We start from the raw sequence: 15,762 nt of genomic DNA, 5'->3' as shown, positions 1-15,762 counted from the left end.
TCGCCGTGTGCGGTGGAACAGTCGGGCACGTCACGATCTGACGGTGCGTCAGGAAATTGTCAGGAAACTAGGGGCGGTGAACCTCCTTGGAATTCGGGCTCTTTGTTCAGGGATACGTCGGCAAGCGGGCGGAGACCGACCCCCTCGCCGAGCACAAGGCGCTGATGGAGGAGACCGAGTACGTCATCCAGGCGGACAAGTCCGGCTTCAAGTACGCCTGGGCGTCCGAGCACCACTTCCTGGAGGAGTACTCGCATCTCTCGGCCAACGAGGTGTTCCTCGGCTACCTCGCGCACGCCACCGAGCGGATCCATCTGGGCTCCGGGATCTTCAACCCGCTGGCCCAGGTGAACCACCCGGTGAAGGTCGCCGAGAAGGTCGCCATGCTCGACCATCTCTCGGAGGGGCGGCACGAGTTCGGGTCCGGGCGCGGCGCCGGGTCGCACGAGATCCTCGGGTTCATACCGGGCGTCACGGACATGAACTTCACCAAGGAGGTGTGGGAGGAGACCATCGCCGAGTTCCCCAAGATGTGGCTCCAGGAGGAGTACCAGGGGTTCCAGGGCAAGCACTGGTCGCTGCCGCCCCGCAAGATCCTCCCGAAGCCGTACGGCAAATCCCACCCCGCGATGTGGTACGCCGCCGGCTCCCCGCCCTCGTACGCGATGGCGGCGCGCAAGGGGCTCGGGGTGCTCGGCTTCAGTGTGCAGAAGGTGTCCGACATGGAGTGGGTCCTGGAGCAGTACAAGGGGGCGATCAAGGACGCCGAGCCCGTCGGGGACTACGTCAACGACAACGTGATGGTGACGTCCACGGCCATCTGCGCGCCCACGCACGAGGAGGCCGTGCGGATCGCGGCTCGCGGCGGGCTGAACTATCTGCAGTCGCTCGTCTTCCGCTACCACGACACGTTTCCTCGGCCCGAGGGATTTCCGGTGTGGCCGGAGACGCTGCCCGAGTTCAACGAGGAGATCATCGAACTCCTCATCGCCGAGGAGCTGTTGATCTGCGGCGATCCCGATGAGGTGCTGGCGCAGTGCAGGCGTTGGGAGCGGGCGGGGGCGGATCAGTTGTCGTTCGGGCTGCCGATCGGGGTGTCGAAGGCTGAGACGTTGCAGACGATTCGGCTGGTGGGTGAGCACGTGATTCCCCGGATCGACACGGATCCGGTCCATCGGACGACCCGCTTCCGCCAGGCGGCCTGAATTCTCCCCACCCCGCCCCTTCCCGAAAGCTTGCAGCAGCTTCGGGGGCTCCGCCCCCGGACCCCCGCTCCTCAAACGCCGGAGGGGCTGAATTTTGCGGGCGGAAGGGGCGGGGAGGGAATCCAAGCGCGGGGCCCCGGACATCCCGGACCGGGCACCCCGTACCTGTCCCGGCCGGAGGCCCCCGCGGCGGTCCCCGGCCGGGACAAGCCACGTACGCGTACGAGTACGAGTACCCCAGCGAGAAAGGGACGCCATGCTCGACCACCTCATCAAGGGCGCGACCATCGTCGACGGAACCGGCGCACCCGCGTACCGCGCGGACCTCGGTATCCGGGACGGGCGGATCGCCGTGATCGCGGAGCCCGGCACCGTGACCGAAGAGGCCCGCGGCAGCGAGGACGCCACCGGCAAGGTGCTCGCGCCCGGCTTCGTCGACCCGCACACGCACTACGACGCCCAGCTGTTCTGGGACCCGTACGCCACCCCGTCCCTGAACCACGGCGTGACCACCGTCGCGGGCGGCAACTGCGGGTTCACGCTCGCCCCGCTCAACCCGGAGCGGCCCGGCGACGCCGACTACACGCGCCGGATGATGTCCAAGGTCGAGGGCATGTCGCTGGTCGCCCTGGAGGAGGGGGCGCCCTGGAACTGGTCCGGATTCGGGGAGTACCTGGACCGGCTCGAAGGGCGGATAGCCGTCAACGCCGGGTTCATGGTGGGGCATTGCGCGCTGCGCCGGTACGTGATGGGCGAGGACGCCGTCGGCGGGAAGCCGAGCCCCGAGCAGCTGCAGGCCATGCTCGACCTCTTTCACCGGGCCATGGAGGAAGGCGCCTGGGGGCTGTCCACCACCCAGTCCTCGACCCACTCCGACGGGGACGGGCAGCCCGTCGCCTCCCGGCACGCGGACGCCGCCGAGCTGCTCGCCCTGTCGCGGGCCGTCGCCGAGCACGAGGGGACGCAGCTGGAGGCGATCGTCGCGGGCTGCCTCGACCAGTTCAGCGATGACGAGATCGATCTGTTCGTGGAGATGTCCGCCGCGGCCGGGCGGCCGCTCAACTGGAACGTCCTCACCATCGACGCCGCCGTGCCCGAGCGGGTGCCGCGCCAGCTCGTGGCGAGCGAGCGGGCCCGCAAGGCCGGTGGCCGGATCGTCGCCCTGACCATGCCGATCCTCACGCCGATGAACATGTCCCTCGGCACCTTCTGCGCCCTCAACCTCATCCCCGGCTGGGGCGACATCCTCGCCCTGCCCGTGCCCGAGCGGATCGCGAAGCTCCGCGACCCCGACGTACGGGCGGAGATGCTGCGCCGCGCCGACTCCAAGGAGGCGGGCGTCTTCCGGCGGCTCGCGGACTTCGGGCGGTACGTCATCGGCGACACCTACAGCGCCGAGAACGAGGGCCTTCAGGGGCGCGTCGTGCAGGACATCGCGGCCGAGCGCGGGCAGGACCCGTTCCAGTGCCTGGTCGAGATCTGCGCCAACGACGAGCTGCGTACGGTCCTTTGGCCGATGCCGCCGGACAACGACCCGGCGTCCTGGGAGCTGCGCCGGCAGACCTGGGAGCACGAGGACGTCATGCTCGGCGGCTCGGACGCGGGCGCCCATCTGGACCGCATGTGCGGGGCCCCGTACACGACGCGGTTCATCGGGGACTGTCTGCGCGGCCGGAAGCTGACCTCCCTGGAGCAGGCCGTGAAGATGCTGACCGACGACCCGGCGCGGCTCTTCGGCCTGGTCGACCGCGGCCGGATCACCGAGGGCTACCACGCGGACCTGGTCCTCTTCGACCCGGAGCGGATCGACGCGGGCAAGGCGACCCTCGTCCACGACCTGCCCGGCGACTCCCCGCGCCTCGACTCCAAGGCGATCGGCGTGAACGCGGTGTGGGTCAACGGTGTCGAGGCGATCCGCGAGGACGTGGTGAGCGGCGCGGTGCCCGGCAAGGTGCTCCGCTCGGGCACCGACACCCGGACGGTGAGCACCAAATGACGTCCCAAGTGCCGCTCCAGGAAAGCCTGTTCGTCGGCGGCGAGTGGGTCGAGCCGGACGGCGGGCACTACGAAGTGGTGAACCCGGCGACCGAGGAGGTCGTCGGGCTTGCCCCCGAGGCCTCGCGCGCACAGGTGCACGCGGCGGCGGCCGCGGCCCGCGAGGCCTTCGACGGCTGGTCGCGGACGAGCCCGGAGGAACGGGCCCGGATCCTCGACAAGGCCGCCGACCTGATCCAGCGGGACGCGGGCCCGGCCGCGCGGCTCGCCCAGGCCGAGACCGGCGCGACGACCGGCACGGCCCGCGGCATGCAGGTCGCGGTGGGCGCGGCCCGGTTCCGGCGGTACGCGAAGGGCGCCCTGGAGCCGGTCGAGGAGGCGCTCGCGCCGCAGATCACGGAGGCGGGGCCGATGGGTCCTGCCAGCGTGCTCGGGGCGCTCGCGGTACGGCAGCCGGTCGGCGTGGTCACCTGCGTCACCTCGTACAACAACCCGTGGGCCAACCCGGCGGGCAAGGTCGCGCCCGCGCTCGCGATGGGCAACACGGTGGTCGTGAAGCCGGCGCCGCAGGACCCGCTGTCGGTGTACCGGATGGCGCGGGCCCTTGAGGAGGCGGGCGTGCCGCGCGGGGTGGTCAACGTGGTCTCCGGCACTTCGGTGGACGTCGGCGAGGCGGCCGTGGACTCCCCGGACGTCGACATGGTCAGCTTCACCGGCTCCACGGCCGTCGGGCAGCGCATCGCCGAGGTGTGCGGCCGGGGCATGAAGCGGCAGCTGATGGAGCTGGGCGGCAAGGGGGCGGCGCTGGTCCTGGACGACGCCGACCTCGATTCGGCGGTGCGCGGCATCGGCACGACGTACGCCTTCTACAGCGGGCAGATCTGTACGGCGCCGACGCGGGTCCTTGCGCAGCGCGGGATCTACGAGCGGCTGATCGAGAAGCTGACGGGCTACATCGGCTTCATGAAGGTCGGCGATCCGACGGCGCAGGGCACCGTGGTCGGCCCGGTGATCTCGGCGGCGCACCGGGACCGGGTCGAGTCGTATGTGGAGCTGGGGCGGAAGGAGGGGGCGCGGGTCGTCGCGGGCGGCGAGCGGCCGGTGCTGGACCGCGGTTTCTACGTGGCGCCCACGCTGCTCGCCGACTGCACCAACGACATGCGGGTCGCGCGCGAGGAGATCTTCGGGCCGGTGGTCGTGGTGATCCCCTTCGACGACGAGGAGGAGGGCGTACGCCTCGCCAACGACAGCGACTACGGGCTGATCGACTACGTCTGGTCCGGCGACGTGTCCCGCGCCTTCCGGCTCGCGCGCAGGCTGCGTGCCGGTGGTGTGGGCGTGAACACGGTGGGCCGGAACATGGAGGCGCCGTTCGGCGGGTTCAAGCAGAGCGGGGTGGGCCGGGACGTGGGCTCGTACGCGCTGCACGCCTACAGCGAGCTGCAGTCGCTCGTGTGGCCGGGGTAGTCGGCCGTGCGGTCCGGGTGACGGGAAATTTTGTACGGGAAAATTTTGAAACGGACATTTGGGGCGCTCCTGCGATTCCCGCATCGTGGAATCGCAGGAGCGCGCCTTTGTGTGACAGGTCGCATAGCGATGCAGGCCTGCGAATCAATGATCAACATCCGATTCGTACGGCCTGATTAAAGGACGGTTACCCGGAGTTCAACCTTCCGGACATGGAAACCGCAGCACTTAACGTCCTGTTCATGACGCAGCTGGAAACCCCGCCCAAGGGCGGAGACACGGTACGGGGCGTGACCGAGGCCGGAAGCGGTGTGCGGTCCAAAGGGCTCGGCGGGAACTCCGTCGGCCTCGCCGGCAGTGCCGTCATCGGCATCTCGACCGTCGCCCCGGTCTACTGCCTCACCTCGACGCTCGGCTCCACCGCGGGCGAGGTGGGCGTGCAGATGCCCGCCGTCTTCCTGGCCGGATTCCTGCCGATGCTGCTCGTGGCCTTCGCCTACCGCGAGCTCAACAAGGCGATGCCGGACTGCGGCACCTCCTTCACCTGGACCGTGAAGGCCTTCGGCCCGCGCGTCGGATGGATGTGCGGCTGGGGCCTGGTGATCGCCACGATCATCGTGCTGTCCAACCTCGCGGGCGTCGCCACCTCGTACTTCTGGCTGCTCGCCGGTGAGGTCACGGGCTCCCCGTCCATCGCGGCGCTCGACGACAGCAAACCGGTGCACATCATCACGTGCCTCGCCCTGATCGCCGCCGCCACCGCCATCAGCTACCGGGGCATGACCGCCACGAAGGGCGTGCAGTACGCCCTCGTCGGACTCCAGCTCGTGGTGCTGGCGATCTTCGTGGTCATGGCGTTCCAGAAGGCGGGCAGCGGTGAGTTCGCCACCGGACTCGACTTCTCCTGGTCCTGGCTGAACCCCTTCGCGGTCCAGTCCTTCGCCGCCTTCACCGCGGGCCTCTCGCTCTCCATCTTCATGTTCTGGGGCTGGGACGCCTGTCTCACCGCCAACGAGGAGACCTCCGGCAGCGAGAAGACGCCCGGCCGGGCCGCGCTCATCGCGATGGTCGTGCTCGTCGGCTCCTACCTCGCCACCGGTGTCGCCGCGCAGATGGCGGTCGGCTCGGGCGACAAGGGCCTCGGCCTCGGCAACCCGGACACGTCCGACAACGTCTTCGCCGCGCTCGCCGGCCCGGTCATGGGCCCGATGCTCGGCATCCTGCTCTTCGTCGCCGTCCTCGCCTCGGCTGCGGCCAGCCTGCAGACCACGTTCATCCCGGTCGCGCGTACGGTGCTCGCGATGTCGACGTACGAGGCGCTGCCGCCCTCGTACGCCCGCGTCCACCCCCGCTTCAAGACCCCGGGCCGCGCGACGATCGTGGCCGGTATCGCGACCGGCGTGTTCTATACGGTCATGACGCTGGTCAGCGAGCACGTCCTGGTCGACACGATCTACGCGCTCGGCCTCATGATCTGCTTCTACTACGCCCTGACGGCGTTCGCCTGCGCCTGGTACTTCCGCCGCGAACTCACCCGCTCGGTGCGGGACCTGGTCTACAAGGGCCTGTTCCCGGTCCTCGGCGGCGCGCTCCTGACGGCGGTGTTCGGCAAGACGCTGTACGACATGTGGGACCCGGCGTACGGCAGCGGATCGTCCGTCTTCGGCGTCGGCTCGGTCTTCGTGATCGGGGTGGGGCTGCTGGTGCTCGGCGTGGTCATCATGGTCGTCACGGAGCGGCGGAGCCCGGCGTTCTTCCGGGGGGAGATCCTCACGAAGGACACGCCCGCTCTGGTCGTCGAGGACTGAGCACTCGGGCCACCACCGGAAAGCGCTCGGCCCCGCCGCACCCTGACTGAGGGTGCGGCGGGGCCGCTGATGTGCTGGGAGGCATGGATGCGTACGTTGCTGGACTCCTGCGAGACGACGGCTTCGCCGAGCTACCGGCTGCTCGGACTGCACGACACGACCATGGGCGCGGAGACGTTCCACGACGACGCGGACAGAACGAAGTGGCTGCTTCCGGGGCCGGGACTGGTGTACCTGCAGGCGCCTTCGCAGGTGATCACGGTGGCGATACGTCTGGAGTCGTGGACTACTGAGCCGCCGCTGCCGCCCGGCACGTGGGCGGGTCGGGAGGAGGTCGAGGTGGACCTTCCCGAAGGCGAGCTCTGCCTGCAGACGGTCGACGGCGGGGAGATGGCGGAGCTCCCGCTGGTGCTGCCGTCGGCAGGCACGTACCGGATGCGCTGGCAGTGGGTGTTCAACCCGGACAGGGGCCCCTTCACGTCGCCTCTGGAGGGGCGTGACGGCGTGCTCGACCAGCTTGGTGCCGGTGCGGCTGACCTGGATGGACGAGACCAGTTCTGCCTGGTGCAGGTCTGGCGGACTGCCGGTGCCTGAGCCGGGTCGACCAGGGGGCCGACCGTACTCGCATCGCCGTCATGCCCTCTTCAGCGTCAGCCTGTCCATTGCGGTCGGCTCATCCGAAAGCTGACGGCTCGCTGGTCATGAGGCGGCTGGTGAACCCTTCGCGGCACAGCCGGTCGTACGCTTCCCGGACGTCGTCCGGCACGGGCAGGCTGATCATGAAGCCCTGTTCCGGGTAGATCAGGAGTCGCTGAAGGGCGCCCACGAGCATGTCGATCACCAGTCGGGCGTCCTGGATGGAGTCCACGTACTCATCGAGCGTCATCAGGGTGGACGCGCTGACGAACTCGACCTCGGGCCACAGCTTGCGGGCCGTGGCGTACGCGCGGCGCTCCTCGTACGGCTTGCTGATCAGCAGCACGGAGGTCGGGTGCACGCCCGCCTCTTCGAGGACCTTCTTGGAGAACTCGATGTTCTGGCCGGTGTTGCGGGCGTTGGGCTCCACGAGGACGGCCGAGCTGGGTACGCCGCGTTCAAGGGCTCGCTCGCGGTAGTGGACGGCTTCGCCTCGGGGCATGCGCTCGCGCGTCGTGGGGCTCGTGGCTCCGGTGAACACAAGCAGGGGGGCCAGGCCGCGCTCGTACAGGTCCACCGCCGTGTCGGCCACGCCTAGGTCGTGACTGCCCAGGCCGATCGCCACCGAGCACGGCCTCAGGGGGAGGCCCATCTGGTGGTGGTCCCACAGGCGTCGTGCGTCGGCCCATGCCTGTGTCGAGATCATTGCTGCCCTTCTCGCTTCGCCGATGTCCAGCACCTGGACCTGCCCGTGGGTAGGCACTGAATGTAAGGGTGCACGCACCCAGCGAATTGCCGCACTCCTGCCTTCGCGGCTGTCGGTAGTCGCCGGTACGGTGGAACCACCCTAGGGACCTGGAGGCTGATCGATGCCCGAAACGGCGCGGCAGATCGCCGACGACCTGCGGGCACGGATCGACGATGGTGAGTTCGGGCCTGGCGTCCGCCTCCCCGGGGAACCCGCGCTCGTCAGGGATTACGGCGTAGCCAAGATGACGGCGAGTGGAGCACTGAAGCTGCTGGTAGCGGAAGGGATGGCGGTCTCGCGCCCCGGCTCCGGCACTTACGTCCGGGAGTTCAAGCCGCTCCTCCGGGACGCGACCAAGCGTCTTTCGCGTGCGCGGCGCGACGACGGCCGGTCGATTTGGTCGACCGACGTCGGAGCGCGCCCGATGTCTGTAGCGGATCTTGAGGTCTGCGAAGAGGACGCCCCCCGCTGGGTGGCCCGCCTCCTTCAGGTCGACGAAGGCGCACGCGTCATCGTGCGGAGTCGCCGATACCTGGTGGACGACGAGCCGGTGCAGCGGGCAGTTTCGTACTTGCCTGCCGACCTGGTGCGGAATACGCGCATCGCCCAGCCTGACCCCGGACAGGGCGGCATCTACCAGCGCCTCGCGGAACTCGGCGTCGAGCCGGTCCGCTTCGGTGAGGATCTGCGAGCGCGCATGCCCAGCTCTGAGGAGTCGTCGGCTCTGGCTGTTCTGCCGGGTACGCCAGTGATCGAGATCTATCGAACGGCGTACACGGCCGAAGGGCGCGCAGTAGAGGTCAACCGGATGCTGCTCGATGCCGGTGCTTACGCCCTGCGTTACACCTTCGGCGATTGACGAATCGTCAAAAAGTAACTGAACAAGGAGAAAGGCCCACTTCGGTGGGCCTTTTTGCTGGCCTGAAGGGCTCCGCCGGCGCGGCAGGCCCGCAGGGGTGGTTGACCTCCCTAGGGAGTTTTGTTTTCAACCTCCCTAGGGAGGTTGAGTCCACTCCCGTTGCCGCCTCCATGGGGAGCACTTCATGCCGTCCTTCAGGGTCGACCTCTCGACCGCTTTGGTGTTCGGCGCGACTGCGCCGCAGCCGGAGATGGCGAACGAGCAGACCGGTGAACAGGCGATGGACCGGGAGGCGGACGCGCCGCTGGCGGCGGTCCCGGAGGTCGCCCCCGGGGGCGACCGCCCGGCCACCGCCGCGCAGCGCCTGCGTATCGCGACCGCCCGGGCCAACGCCCGCTCCCGAGGGGAGTTGCTGTGACTGTCGATGCGCTCAAGGAGGCTGAGGCGGCTCGGGTCGAGTTGGGTGCGGCTCTCGCCGCCGCCGGTGTCACCCTGCCGTCCCTCGGCGTCGACCTGGTCGCGTACAGCCACCAACGCCCGTACGCACTGGTCGAGTTGGGGCGTTGCAACGTCGCCACGGCGCGGGCCCTTGCCGCTGCTCTGCGCGCGGGGAGCGCTCCATGCGCACCCTCTTAGCCCGCGCCCTATCCAGGGTCCCCTGGACACGACGCCGTCCCGGACGGCACAGCGCGAAACACCTCGTCGCGCAGCGGGCCGCCGTACCCGAACCCGAACCCGTATCCCCGTGGGGCCGGCCCTGGACCTCCCCCTCCGCCGCCGACGTACGGGCGATCTTCCGGGACCCGCAGACCCTCGCGCTGCCCACGCCGCAGCGCGAACGCGTGTGGGCCGCCGCGTTCGCGGAGATCGGCGTGGACTACGACCACCCCGCAGCGGAACCCCTGGCCAGCCTCGTCAGCCCATCGACCCCCGCCCGCGCCGCTGCGTAACAGCGGGCCAGACCAGAAGGAGCCAGCCACCTTGAGCGTCACCAGCATCGAACCCACCGAACCCACCGAACCCACCGAACCCACCGAACCCACCGAACCCACCGAACCCGCTGAACCCACCCAGCCGTTCGCCATGCGGTTCGCCGCCCGGCAGACCAGCACCCCCGCCGACACCACCGGCGTCACGTACGACAACCACCTGCAGATCGCCCTCACCCGCGAGGGCAACCCGTGGGCGATGACCGCCGCCGGAGAGACCAGCAGCAACACGAACTCCGACAGCCGTAACGACGAAGGCACCGACTTCTACTAGGAGAACCCGAGGTGACGGAAGCTCACGGACCACGCACAGGGGTGGTGCTGGTGCTGACCAACCAGCTCGACTCCACCGCGGACCTGGTCGTCGACCGGCTGAACCACCGGAACGTCCCGGTGTTCCGGTGCGACACCGCCGAGTTCCCCCTGGAACTCACGCTGACGGCGACGCTCGGGGAGCAACGCTGGGGCGGAGTGCTCGACAACGGGCACCGAACCCTCGACCTCGCTGCCGTGCGGTCGGTGTACTTCCGCAGGCCCGAAGAGTTCCGGTTGCCCGACAGCATGTCCGAGGCTGAGCGGCGCTTCGCCGCCGCCCAGTCACGGGCGGGCTTCGTCGGGGTGGCCGTCGCACTGCCGTGCCTGTGGATCAACCACCCCGCGCGGGACCTGGACGCGAACCACAAGCCGTGGCAGCTCGCGGTCGCCCGGCGCCTCGGACTCGAACCACCGCGCAGCATCATCACCAACGACCCTTATGCAGCACGCGAGTTTGCCACGCGCATCTGCGGCCCGGTCATCACCAAGAGCCTCGGCGCCCCGGTGGACACCGTGATCGTGGACCCCGCCGAGCTCGATGACTCCGTGCGGCTGTGCGCCCACCTGTTCCAGGAGTGGATCGACAAGGCGCACGAAGTACGGCTGACCGTGGTCGGCGGCCGGTTCTTCGCCGTGGAGATCCACGCCGACTCCGAACAGACCCGGCTCGACTGGCGCACGGACTACGACAGCCTCTCGTACGAACCGACCACCGTGCCCGACGGCGTACGGCACGCTGTCACCGCGTTCATGCGGCACTTCGGCCTTGTCTTCGGAGCGTTCGACTTCATCGTGACGCCGTCGGGGCGGTGGCGGTTCCTGGAGGTGAACCCCAACGGGCAGTGGTCGTGGATCGAGCACAGGACCGGTGTGCCGATCTCGTACGCCATCGCCGACCTTCTGGAGAAGGGCAGGACACATGACTGAGACCGAGCGGTACGCAGGAGACCTGGACACCTCACGCAGCCTGCGGGCCCGTCTCGCAGACGAGTTGGAGCGGCAGGGAGCCGTGCGCTCGCCGCACTGGCGGGCAGCCGTGGAGGCCGTGCCCCGGGAGGTGTTCCTGCCGTCGTTCTTCACCGACGCGCCCGGCCCCGACGGCATCACCCGGTACACGCGCGTCAGCCGGGACAGTGGTGAGGAGGAGTGGCTGTCCCTCGTCTACCAGGACAGGACGTGGGTGAGCCAGCTCGACCACGGCGCCACGACCGGCGCCGCGACCGGGGACGGCGGCGAACCTGTCCTCGGCGTCCCCACCAGCTCGTCCACCGCCCCGAGCGTCGTACTCCGCATGTTCGAGGACTTCGACGTACCCGCAGGCAAGCGGATCTACGAGGCAGGCAGCGGCACCGGCTACTCTACCGCACTGGCCTGCGTCCGGTACGGCGACGCATGCGTCACGAGCACCGAGCACGACCCGCGCCTCTCCGCCCTCGTCGGCGAGCGCCTCGCGTCCCTCGGGCAGCGTCCGGCCCTCCTGACCGGCGACGCCGCCGAAGGCAGCCCTGCGGGGGCGCCGTACGGCGGGATCATCGCCACGTACTCGCCGAGCGGTGTGCCCGGGGAGTGGGTCGAGCAGGCCGAGACAGGTGGCGTCATCCTTGTGTCGCTCGGCGGTGGGCTGGACGCCTACGGATACGTCCGGCTCGTCAAGACCGGCAACGGCAGGGCGGAGGGCCGATTCCTGGGTGGCGACGTGTCGTTCATGCGCTCCCGCGAGCTGACGCGGCCGGACATCGGGCCGATGATGCGGTCCGCCCTGGCAAGCAAGGACTCCGCCCGGCCCGTGGACGTCGGCGTCGATCCCGTCGTCCTGGAGAGCACCGGGCTGATGTGGTCCGTACAGATCGCCCTGCCCGGGGCGGTACGGGTGGGACTCGCCGCCGGTGAGGTGTCGGGCCCCTGGTTCCTGCACCCCGACGGCTCGTGGGCGGTCCTGGAGACGCCACCGGGCAAGGCACCGCGCGCGTACGAGGGCGGGCCGCAGCGGCTGTGGACTCGGCTGGAGGAGACCGCCTCGCGGTGGCTCGCCGACGGCCGGCCGGGTGTCGAGCGGTACGGGCTGACCGTGACCGGCGGCGAGAACACCGTCTGGCTCGACACCCCCGACCGGCCGCTCGGCGCGCTCCCGGCAGGCCCGGTGGGCTGAGGGCGACTCCGGCGTCGGTGGTCGAGGGCGGCCACCGAAAGGGCCGTCGCCCAGCACCGGTGCTGCCTCCGAACCCCGAAGAGCCAGAAGTTTCAGCCGCCGAACGGAACGTCCCCGCTCCTGGCCATGCGGCGCGTGTCCGGATGCGCCTTGACGTAGTCCTTGATGTACGAGAGTGACTCCCGCACGCCGTCGGCGTCCGTGCCGCAGCCCTTCGGGCCGCGGACGCCGTCGGGATAGCAGGACATCCGGTTGCCGTAGATCAGCGCGTCCACGGCCGCGCCGGTGTCGGAGTCGTCGAGCAAGGTCTCGGCGCGCTTCCGGTCGCCGGGGCCCACGGTCCAGCCGACCGTCCGGGCGAGGTCCCCGCGGTCCCGGGCTGCTGCGCCGGCCCGCAGCTCGTCGCGGATGCCGGCGAACTTCAGCGCCATGCTGAACAACCCGTTGTCCATCACCCGCTGGTTCTGCGCGACGGCGGCCCCGTGCTCCGCGTATCCGGCGCGGACGTCCGCGTAGTCGCCGCTGTAGGCGACGCCTTCCTTGCTGTTCAGGTCGCCTGCCACGTCCTTCCAGCCGCTGCCGCCCTCGGTCCCGTAGAAGCCGTAGAGCACCCGGATGCCCTGGCTCTCCAACTTGCTGCGGGCCAGGTCCCGCAGGGCGGCCGCGGAGCACTGCTTCTGCTCCGGGTCGCCGCTGTCGCACCAGTCGGGGTTCTTCATGTCCAGCCAGACGAACGAGACGTGACGCCCCGTCCGGTGCTCCTTCGCCACCTGGTCGAACATGGCGGCCATCGTGTCGCCATAGCTGGTGAGGGTGCCGTCATGGTCCGCCCACCAGCCTTCCTTCCAGGCCGTGGCGTCGATCTCCAGAGCGTTGGCGCCGTCCCGGAGCGCCGCGGTCACGCCTTCAGTGGTGAGTACGCGGTGGGCGATGGCCCAGGTCGGGCGCTGCTTGCTGTGGCCGGTCCGCTCTGCGGGCGCCTTGTCGGACTTCTGGGCGGACTCCTGGAAGGGTGCGGCGCCCTGGGCGGCGGATGCGGCTGCCGTGCCCAGGGCGGCCGTGACGAAGGCCAGGGTCAGCGGCAGCAGTGTCCTGCGGCGTCTGCGTTCGGCGCTCATGCGGACGGGTCCTCTCGTTCGTTCCGGGCCGCCGTGGGGACGGCCCGCTCGCTGTGCGGCGCCCCGGGTGCGGCCGAGGTGGACAGCAGGCAGAACTCGGAGGAGCCTATGCCCACTTACCGTCCGGTGATCAGTAGGTGTGACGGAAGTAACCGGTCAGTAACCTGGTCGTCGCGGTGCCGCCGGGATTCACTGCATCTCCCCAGCCCGTCCGAGCCCCGTTGGCCTGCCCGGGATGACGTGGCATCCGACGACGAGGAGACGCAGGATGCAAACGCAGGGAATCAGCAGGCGTGCCGTACTCGCGGGCGGCGTCGGCGTCGGCGCCGCTGTCACCCTCGGCACGTTCGGCCGGCAGGCGGTGGCCGCCGAGGGCGGCGTGGCGAAGTTCCCGCTACCGGACAAGCCCGAGTTGAACGTGCTGATCACGGGGGACGCGGGCACCGGCACGCCCGCCCAGTTCGCCGTCGCGGCAGCTGCGCGCAAGCTGTGCGAGCGCCGCGGCGTCGACCTCGCGATCGGGCTCGGCGACAACATCTACGAGAACGGCCCCGAGGACGTCCTGGACGACGAGTTCACGACGAAGTTCGAGGAGCCCAACCAGGGCATCGACGTCCCCTGGCTGATGGTGCTCGGCAACCACGACACCAGCGGCATCATCCCCGGCAGCGGCGGCCGCCCCTCCCGCGGCGACCACGAGATCGCCTACCACCAGCACTCCGCGCGCTGGTACATGCCCGACCGGCACTACTCCGTCGCCGTCCCGCAACAGGACCCCGTCGTCGAGTTCTTCGCCATCGACACGACGCCGCTCTCCTCGTACGTCCTGCAGACCGACCCCGAGTACCACTGGGACGGCCCCTTCGCCCACAAACAGCGCGCCTGGCTGGCCGATTCGCTCGCCGCCTCCCGCGCCCGCTGGAAGTTCGTCTTCGCCCACCACCCGCTGCGGAACAACGGCACGCACGGCAACGCGGGCGCGTACGAGGGCATCACCTGCGGCGACTACATGAGCGGCAAGCACGTCAAGAAGCTGTACGAGGAAGTGGTGTGCGGCAAGGCCGAGTTCATCCTCTCCGGCCACGACCACACCCTCCAGATCCTGGACACCGGCGCCGCCTACCAGGGCACGCAGCAGATCGTCTGCGGCGCCGCCGCCAAGACCAAGGGGAAGGCGGACCGGCCCGAGAGCAAGGAGTTCTGGGCGGCCTACGACACCCTCGGCTTCATGACGCTCTCGATCGACGCCGACCGCGTCGTCACGGACGCGTACACCGTCGACCCCGAGACGTCCGACTACCAGCACGCGTACCGCCACACACGGACGCACCGCATCGGAGACTGAGCGGCCGAGAAGGAGGCCGAGCGGCCGAGGAGTTGTCCGTGGCGCGGCGTACGGTGACGCAGGCACCCAGCACGGGAGGGGAGATCATGGGCGACTGGTTCCAGAGGATTGTCGACACCGAGGCCACGCCGGAGCAGGCGCAGGGTCTCGCGGCGAACGTACTTGACTGGCTGATCGCAGACGGCTTCGTCTCGGCGGAACGTACCGACTGCGTCCTCGGCGCCGACGCCGGGCACGCGCCGGGGGCGCGTTACGGCGAAGCCGTCGAGAACCCGGATCCCGAACTGGTCCGTGTGTGGAGCAACGGCCTGCACGTCACCGTAGGGCGTACGGTCTTCGATGCCGGGCAGGGCGAACCCTCGGCCGTCACCTGCCCGCACTGCGCAGCGGAGACGCCCCTCGTCGACGCGTACTGGTCGCCCATCGAGGAGGGGTGGGACCGGTTCAGCGGCGCGGTGAACTCCTGGGGCGAGGGTGACGACGAGCCCGTCGAGTGCCCGTCCTGCGGCCGGGCAGCTCCCGTGCACACGTGGCTCTGGGCCGACGACTACTTCGTGTTCGGCCATCTCGGCTTCACGTTCTGGAACTGGCCCACACTGCGCCCCGAGTTCGACGCGGACTTCTCACGCCGTCTCGGTGGCCACCGCACCGTCCTGCTCGAGGGCAAGCTCTGACAGGACACCCGAATGGCACCCGACAGGGCGCCTGACGGGGCAGAGGTGGCCGACGTCAGGCCGGACGCTTCGGCGAGAGCTCCGCCATCGCGCCCCAGCCCTGCGCCTCCGGGATCTCGACGTTGATGATCTCGGGCGTCGACGCGATCGCCTCGGCCATCGAGTCCAGGCCCGCCTTGAAGTGGTCCGACTGGACGTGGGCCGCCCCCGCATCCCCATCCGCGAACGCCTCAAGCAGCACGAACTGGTTCGGGTCCTCCACACTGCGCGACCAGTCGAAGAACAGGTTGCCCGGCTCGGCGCGGGTCGCGGCGGTGAAGTCGGCGACGAGATCGAGCCATTCGTCGGCGCGGTCGGCGTGCACGGTGAAACGTACGGCGATGAAGATCATGCCTCTCAGCCTGCCGCGCCCGGGCGGGCGGAGCCAAATCCAGCCGAGCATGCATTTTGCAGC

General features: G+C 69.7%; 17 protein-coding genes. 14 read left to right on the top strand and 3 right to left on the bottom strand.

The features are described 5' to 3' along the window. The first annotated feature begins 86 nt into the window (after positions 1 to 86). The 5 genes from RCO28_RS19050 (at position 87) to RCO28_RS19030 (ending at position 7,069) form a co-directional block, all read left to right on the top strand. Positions 87 to 1,205 carry an LLM class flavin-dependent oxidoreductase gene (locus RCO28_RS19050; RefSeq protein WP_308942353.1) on the top strand — a complete coding sequence of 373 codons (1,119 nt, stop codon included), beginning with the start codon at positions 87 to 89 and terminating at the stop codon, positions 1,203 to 1,205. 256 nt (positions 1,206 to 1,461) lie between these two features. Then, complete coding sequence (locus RCO28_RS19045; RefSeq protein WP_308942352.1) at positions 1,462 to 3,201, top strand: D-aminoacylase; 1,740 nt, start codon at positions 1,462 to 1,464, stop codon at positions 3,199 to 3,201. Further along, positions 3,198 to 4,667, top strand: a complete 1,470-nt coding sequence (locus RCO28_RS19040; protein ID WP_308942351.1) for an aldehyde dehydrogenase family protein — start codon at positions 3,198 to 3,200, stop codon at positions 4,665 to 4,667. Before RCO28_RS19045 ends, RCO28_RS19040 begins: the two co-directional genes overlap by 4 nt. Positions 4,668 to 4,909: 242 nt before the next feature. Next, positions 4,910 to 6,475, top strand: coding sequence for an APC family permease (locus tag RCO28_RS19035; RefSeq protein ID WP_308942350.1), 1,566 nt, complete (start codon positions 4,910 to 4,912; stop codon positions 6,473 to 6,475). Positions 6,476 to 6,562: 87 nt separating this feature from the next. After that, positions 6,563 to 7,069, top strand: coding sequence for a hypothetical protein (locus tag RCO28_RS19030; protein WP_308942349.1), 507 nt, complete (start codon positions 6,563 to 6,565; stop codon positions 7,067 to 7,069). 79 nt (positions 7,070 to 7,148) lie between these two features. Here the strand turns inward: RCO28_RS19030 and RCO28_RS19025 are convergent, their stop codons facing one another. Beyond that, a complete protein-coding gene (locus RCO28_RS19025) occupies positions 7,149 to 7,817 on the bottom strand; it encodes a YdcF family protein (protein ID WP_308942348.1) in 669 nt (222 codons plus the stop codon). A 163-nt stretch (positions 7,818 to 7,980) separates the two neighbouring features. Here RCO28_RS19025 and RCO28_RS19020 point away from each other — a divergent pair, with 163 nt between their 5' ends. The 7 genes from RCO28_RS19020 to RCO28_RS18990 all read left to right on the top strand — a co-directional run bounded on the left by RCO28_RS19020 (position 7,981) and on the right by RCO28_RS18990 (position 12,171). Beyond that, positions 7,981 to 8,718 carry a GntR family transcriptional regulator gene (locus tag RCO28_RS19020; protein WP_308942347.1) on the top strand — a complete coding sequence of 246 codons (738 nt, stop codon included), beginning with the start codon at positions 7,981 to 7,983 and terminating at the stop codon, positions 8,716 to 8,718. 184 nt (positions 8,719 to 8,902) lie between these two features. Next, positions 8,903 to 9,136 (top strand): hypothetical protein, encoded by a 234-nt coding sequence (locus tag RCO28_RS19015; protein WP_308942346.1) that lies wholly within the window; start codon positions 8,903 to 8,905, stop codon positions 9,134 to 9,136. Then, positions 9,133 to 9,354 (top strand): hypothetical protein, encoded by a 222-nt coding sequence (locus RCO28_RS19010; RefSeq protein WP_308942345.1) that lies wholly within the window; start codon positions 9,133 to 9,135, stop codon positions 9,352 to 9,354. The genes RCO28_RS19015 and RCO28_RS19010 overlap by 4 nt, the downstream gene beginning before the upstream one ends. Continuing rightward, a complete protein-coding gene (locus RCO28_RS19005; protein ID WP_308942344.1) occupies positions 9,339 to 9,668 on the top strand; it encodes a hypothetical protein in 330 nt (109 codons plus the stop codon). The genes RCO28_RS19010 and RCO28_RS19005 overlap by 16 nt, the downstream gene beginning before the upstream one ends. Before the next feature lie 31 nt (positions 9,669 to 9,699). After that, positions 9,700 to 9,981, top strand: a complete 282-nt coding sequence (gene tgmA / locus RCO28_RS19000) for a putative ATP-grasp-modified RiPP (RefSeq protein ID WP_308942343.1) — start codon at positions 9,700 to 9,702, stop codon at positions 9,979 to 9,981. A gap of 11 nt (positions 9,982 to 9,992) precedes the next feature. After that, positions 9,993 to 10,949, top strand: coding sequence for an ATP-grasp ribosomal peptide maturase (gene tgmB, locus RCO28_RS18995; RefSeq protein WP_308942342.1), 957 nt, complete (start codon positions 9,993 to 9,995; stop codon positions 10,947 to 10,949). Next, complete coding sequence (locus RCO28_RS18990; RefSeq protein ID WP_308942341.1) at positions 10,942 to 12,171, top strand: methyltransferase; 1,230 nt, start codon at positions 10,942 to 10,944, stop codon at positions 12,169 to 12,171. The genes tgmB and RCO28_RS18990 overlap by 8 nt, the downstream gene beginning before the upstream one ends. 92 nt (positions 12,172 to 12,263) lie before the next feature. Here RCO28_RS18990 and RCO28_RS18985 read toward each other — a convergent pair whose 3' ends face one another. Then, positions 12,264 to 13,289, bottom strand: coding sequence for a phospholipase (locus RCO28_RS18985; RefSeq protein WP_308942339.1), 1,026 nt, complete (start codon positions 13,287 to 13,289; stop codon positions 12,264 to 12,266). Between the two features lie 268 nt (positions 13,290 to 13,557). Here RCO28_RS18985 and RCO28_RS18980 point away from each other — a divergent pair, with 268 nt between their 5' ends. Both RCO28_RS18980 and RCO28_RS18975 read left to right on the top strand, forming a co-directional pair. Beyond that, the gene (locus RCO28_RS18980) at positions 13,558 to 14,634 is read left to right on the top strand and encodes a metallophosphoesterase (protein ID WP_308942338.1); all 1,077 of its coding nucleotides are present in this window, start codon (positions 13,558 to 13,560) and stop codon (positions 14,632 to 14,634) included. Positions 14,635 to 14,672: 38 nt separating this feature from the next. Then, the gene (locus RCO28_RS18975; protein WP_308942337.1) at positions 14,673 to 15,308 is read left to right on the top strand and encodes a hypothetical protein; all 636 of its coding nucleotides are present in this window, start codon (positions 14,673 to 14,675) and stop codon (positions 15,306 to 15,308) included. A 55-nt stretch (positions 15,309 to 15,363) separates the two neighbouring features. Here RCO28_RS18975 and RCO28_RS18970 read toward each other — a convergent pair whose 3' ends face one another. Continuing rightward, complete coding sequence (locus tag RCO28_RS18970; RefSeq protein ID WP_308942336.1) at positions 15,364 to 15,699, bottom strand: putative quinol monooxygenase; 336 nt, start codon at positions 15,697 to 15,699, stop codon at positions 15,364 to 15,366. Positions 15,700 to 15,762: the final 63 nt, after the last annotated feature.

It is taken from the genome of Streptomyces sp. LHD-70 (genome assembly GCF_031157275.1).
GTDB lineage: Bacteria > Actinomycetota > Actinomycetes > Streptomycetales > Streptomycetaceae > Streptomyces.
The sequence above is the reverse complement of the archived record's forward strand: the minus strand, read 5'-3'. Positions and strand labels throughout refer to the sequence as shown.

Excerpts from the sequence above, each read along its gene's own strand:
- RCO28_RS19025 (WP_308942348.1), bottom strand. The coding sequence starts at position 7,817 with ATGATCTCGACACAGGCATGGGCCGACGCACGACGCCTGTGGGACCAC.
- RCO28_RS19040 (WP_308942351.1), top strand. The coding sequence starts at position 3,198 with ATGACGTCCCAAGTGCCGCTCCAGGAAAGCCTGTTCGTCGGCGGCGAG.
- RCO28_RS19005 (WP_308942344.1), top strand. The coding sequence starts at position 9,339 with ATGCGCACCCTCTTAGCCCGCGCCCTATCCAGGGTCCCCTGGACACGA.
- RCO28_RS19015 (WP_308942346.1), top strand. The coding sequence starts at position 8,903 with ATGCCGTCCTTCAGGGTCGACCTCTCGACCGCTTTGGTGTTCGGCGCG.
- RCO28_RS19030 (WP_308942349.1), top strand. The coding sequence starts at position 6,563 with ATGCGTACGTTGCTGGACTCCTGCGAGACGACGGCTTCGCCGAGCTAC.
- RCO28_RS19035 (WP_308942350.1), top strand. The coding sequence starts at position 4,910 with ATGACGCAGCTGGAAACCCCGCCCAAGGGCGGAGACACGGTACGGGGC.
- RCO28_RS19045 (WP_308942352.1), top strand. The coding sequence starts at position 1,462 with ATGCTCGACCACCTCATCAAGGGCGCGACCATCGTCGACGGAACCGGC.
- RCO28_RS18970 (WP_308942336.1), bottom strand. The coding sequence starts at position 15,699 with ATGATCTTCATCGCCGTACGTTTCACCGTGCACGCCGACCGCGCCGAC.
- RCO28_RS18985 (WP_308942339.1), bottom strand. The coding sequence starts at position 13,289 with ATGAGCGCCGAACGCAGACGCCGCAGGACACTGCTGCCGCTGACCCTG.
- RCO28_RS19020 (WP_308942347.1), top strand. The coding sequence starts at position 7,981 with ATGCCCGAAACGGCGCGGCAGATCGCCGACGACCTGCGGGCACGGATC.
- RCO28_RS18980 (WP_308942338.1), top strand. The coding sequence starts at position 13,558 with ATGCAAACGCAGGGAATCAGCAGGCGTGCCGTACTCGCGGGCGGCGTC.
- RCO28_RS18990 (WP_308942341.1), top strand. The coding sequence starts at position 10,942 with ATGACTGAGACCGAGCGGTACGCAGGAGACCTGGACACCTCACGCAGC.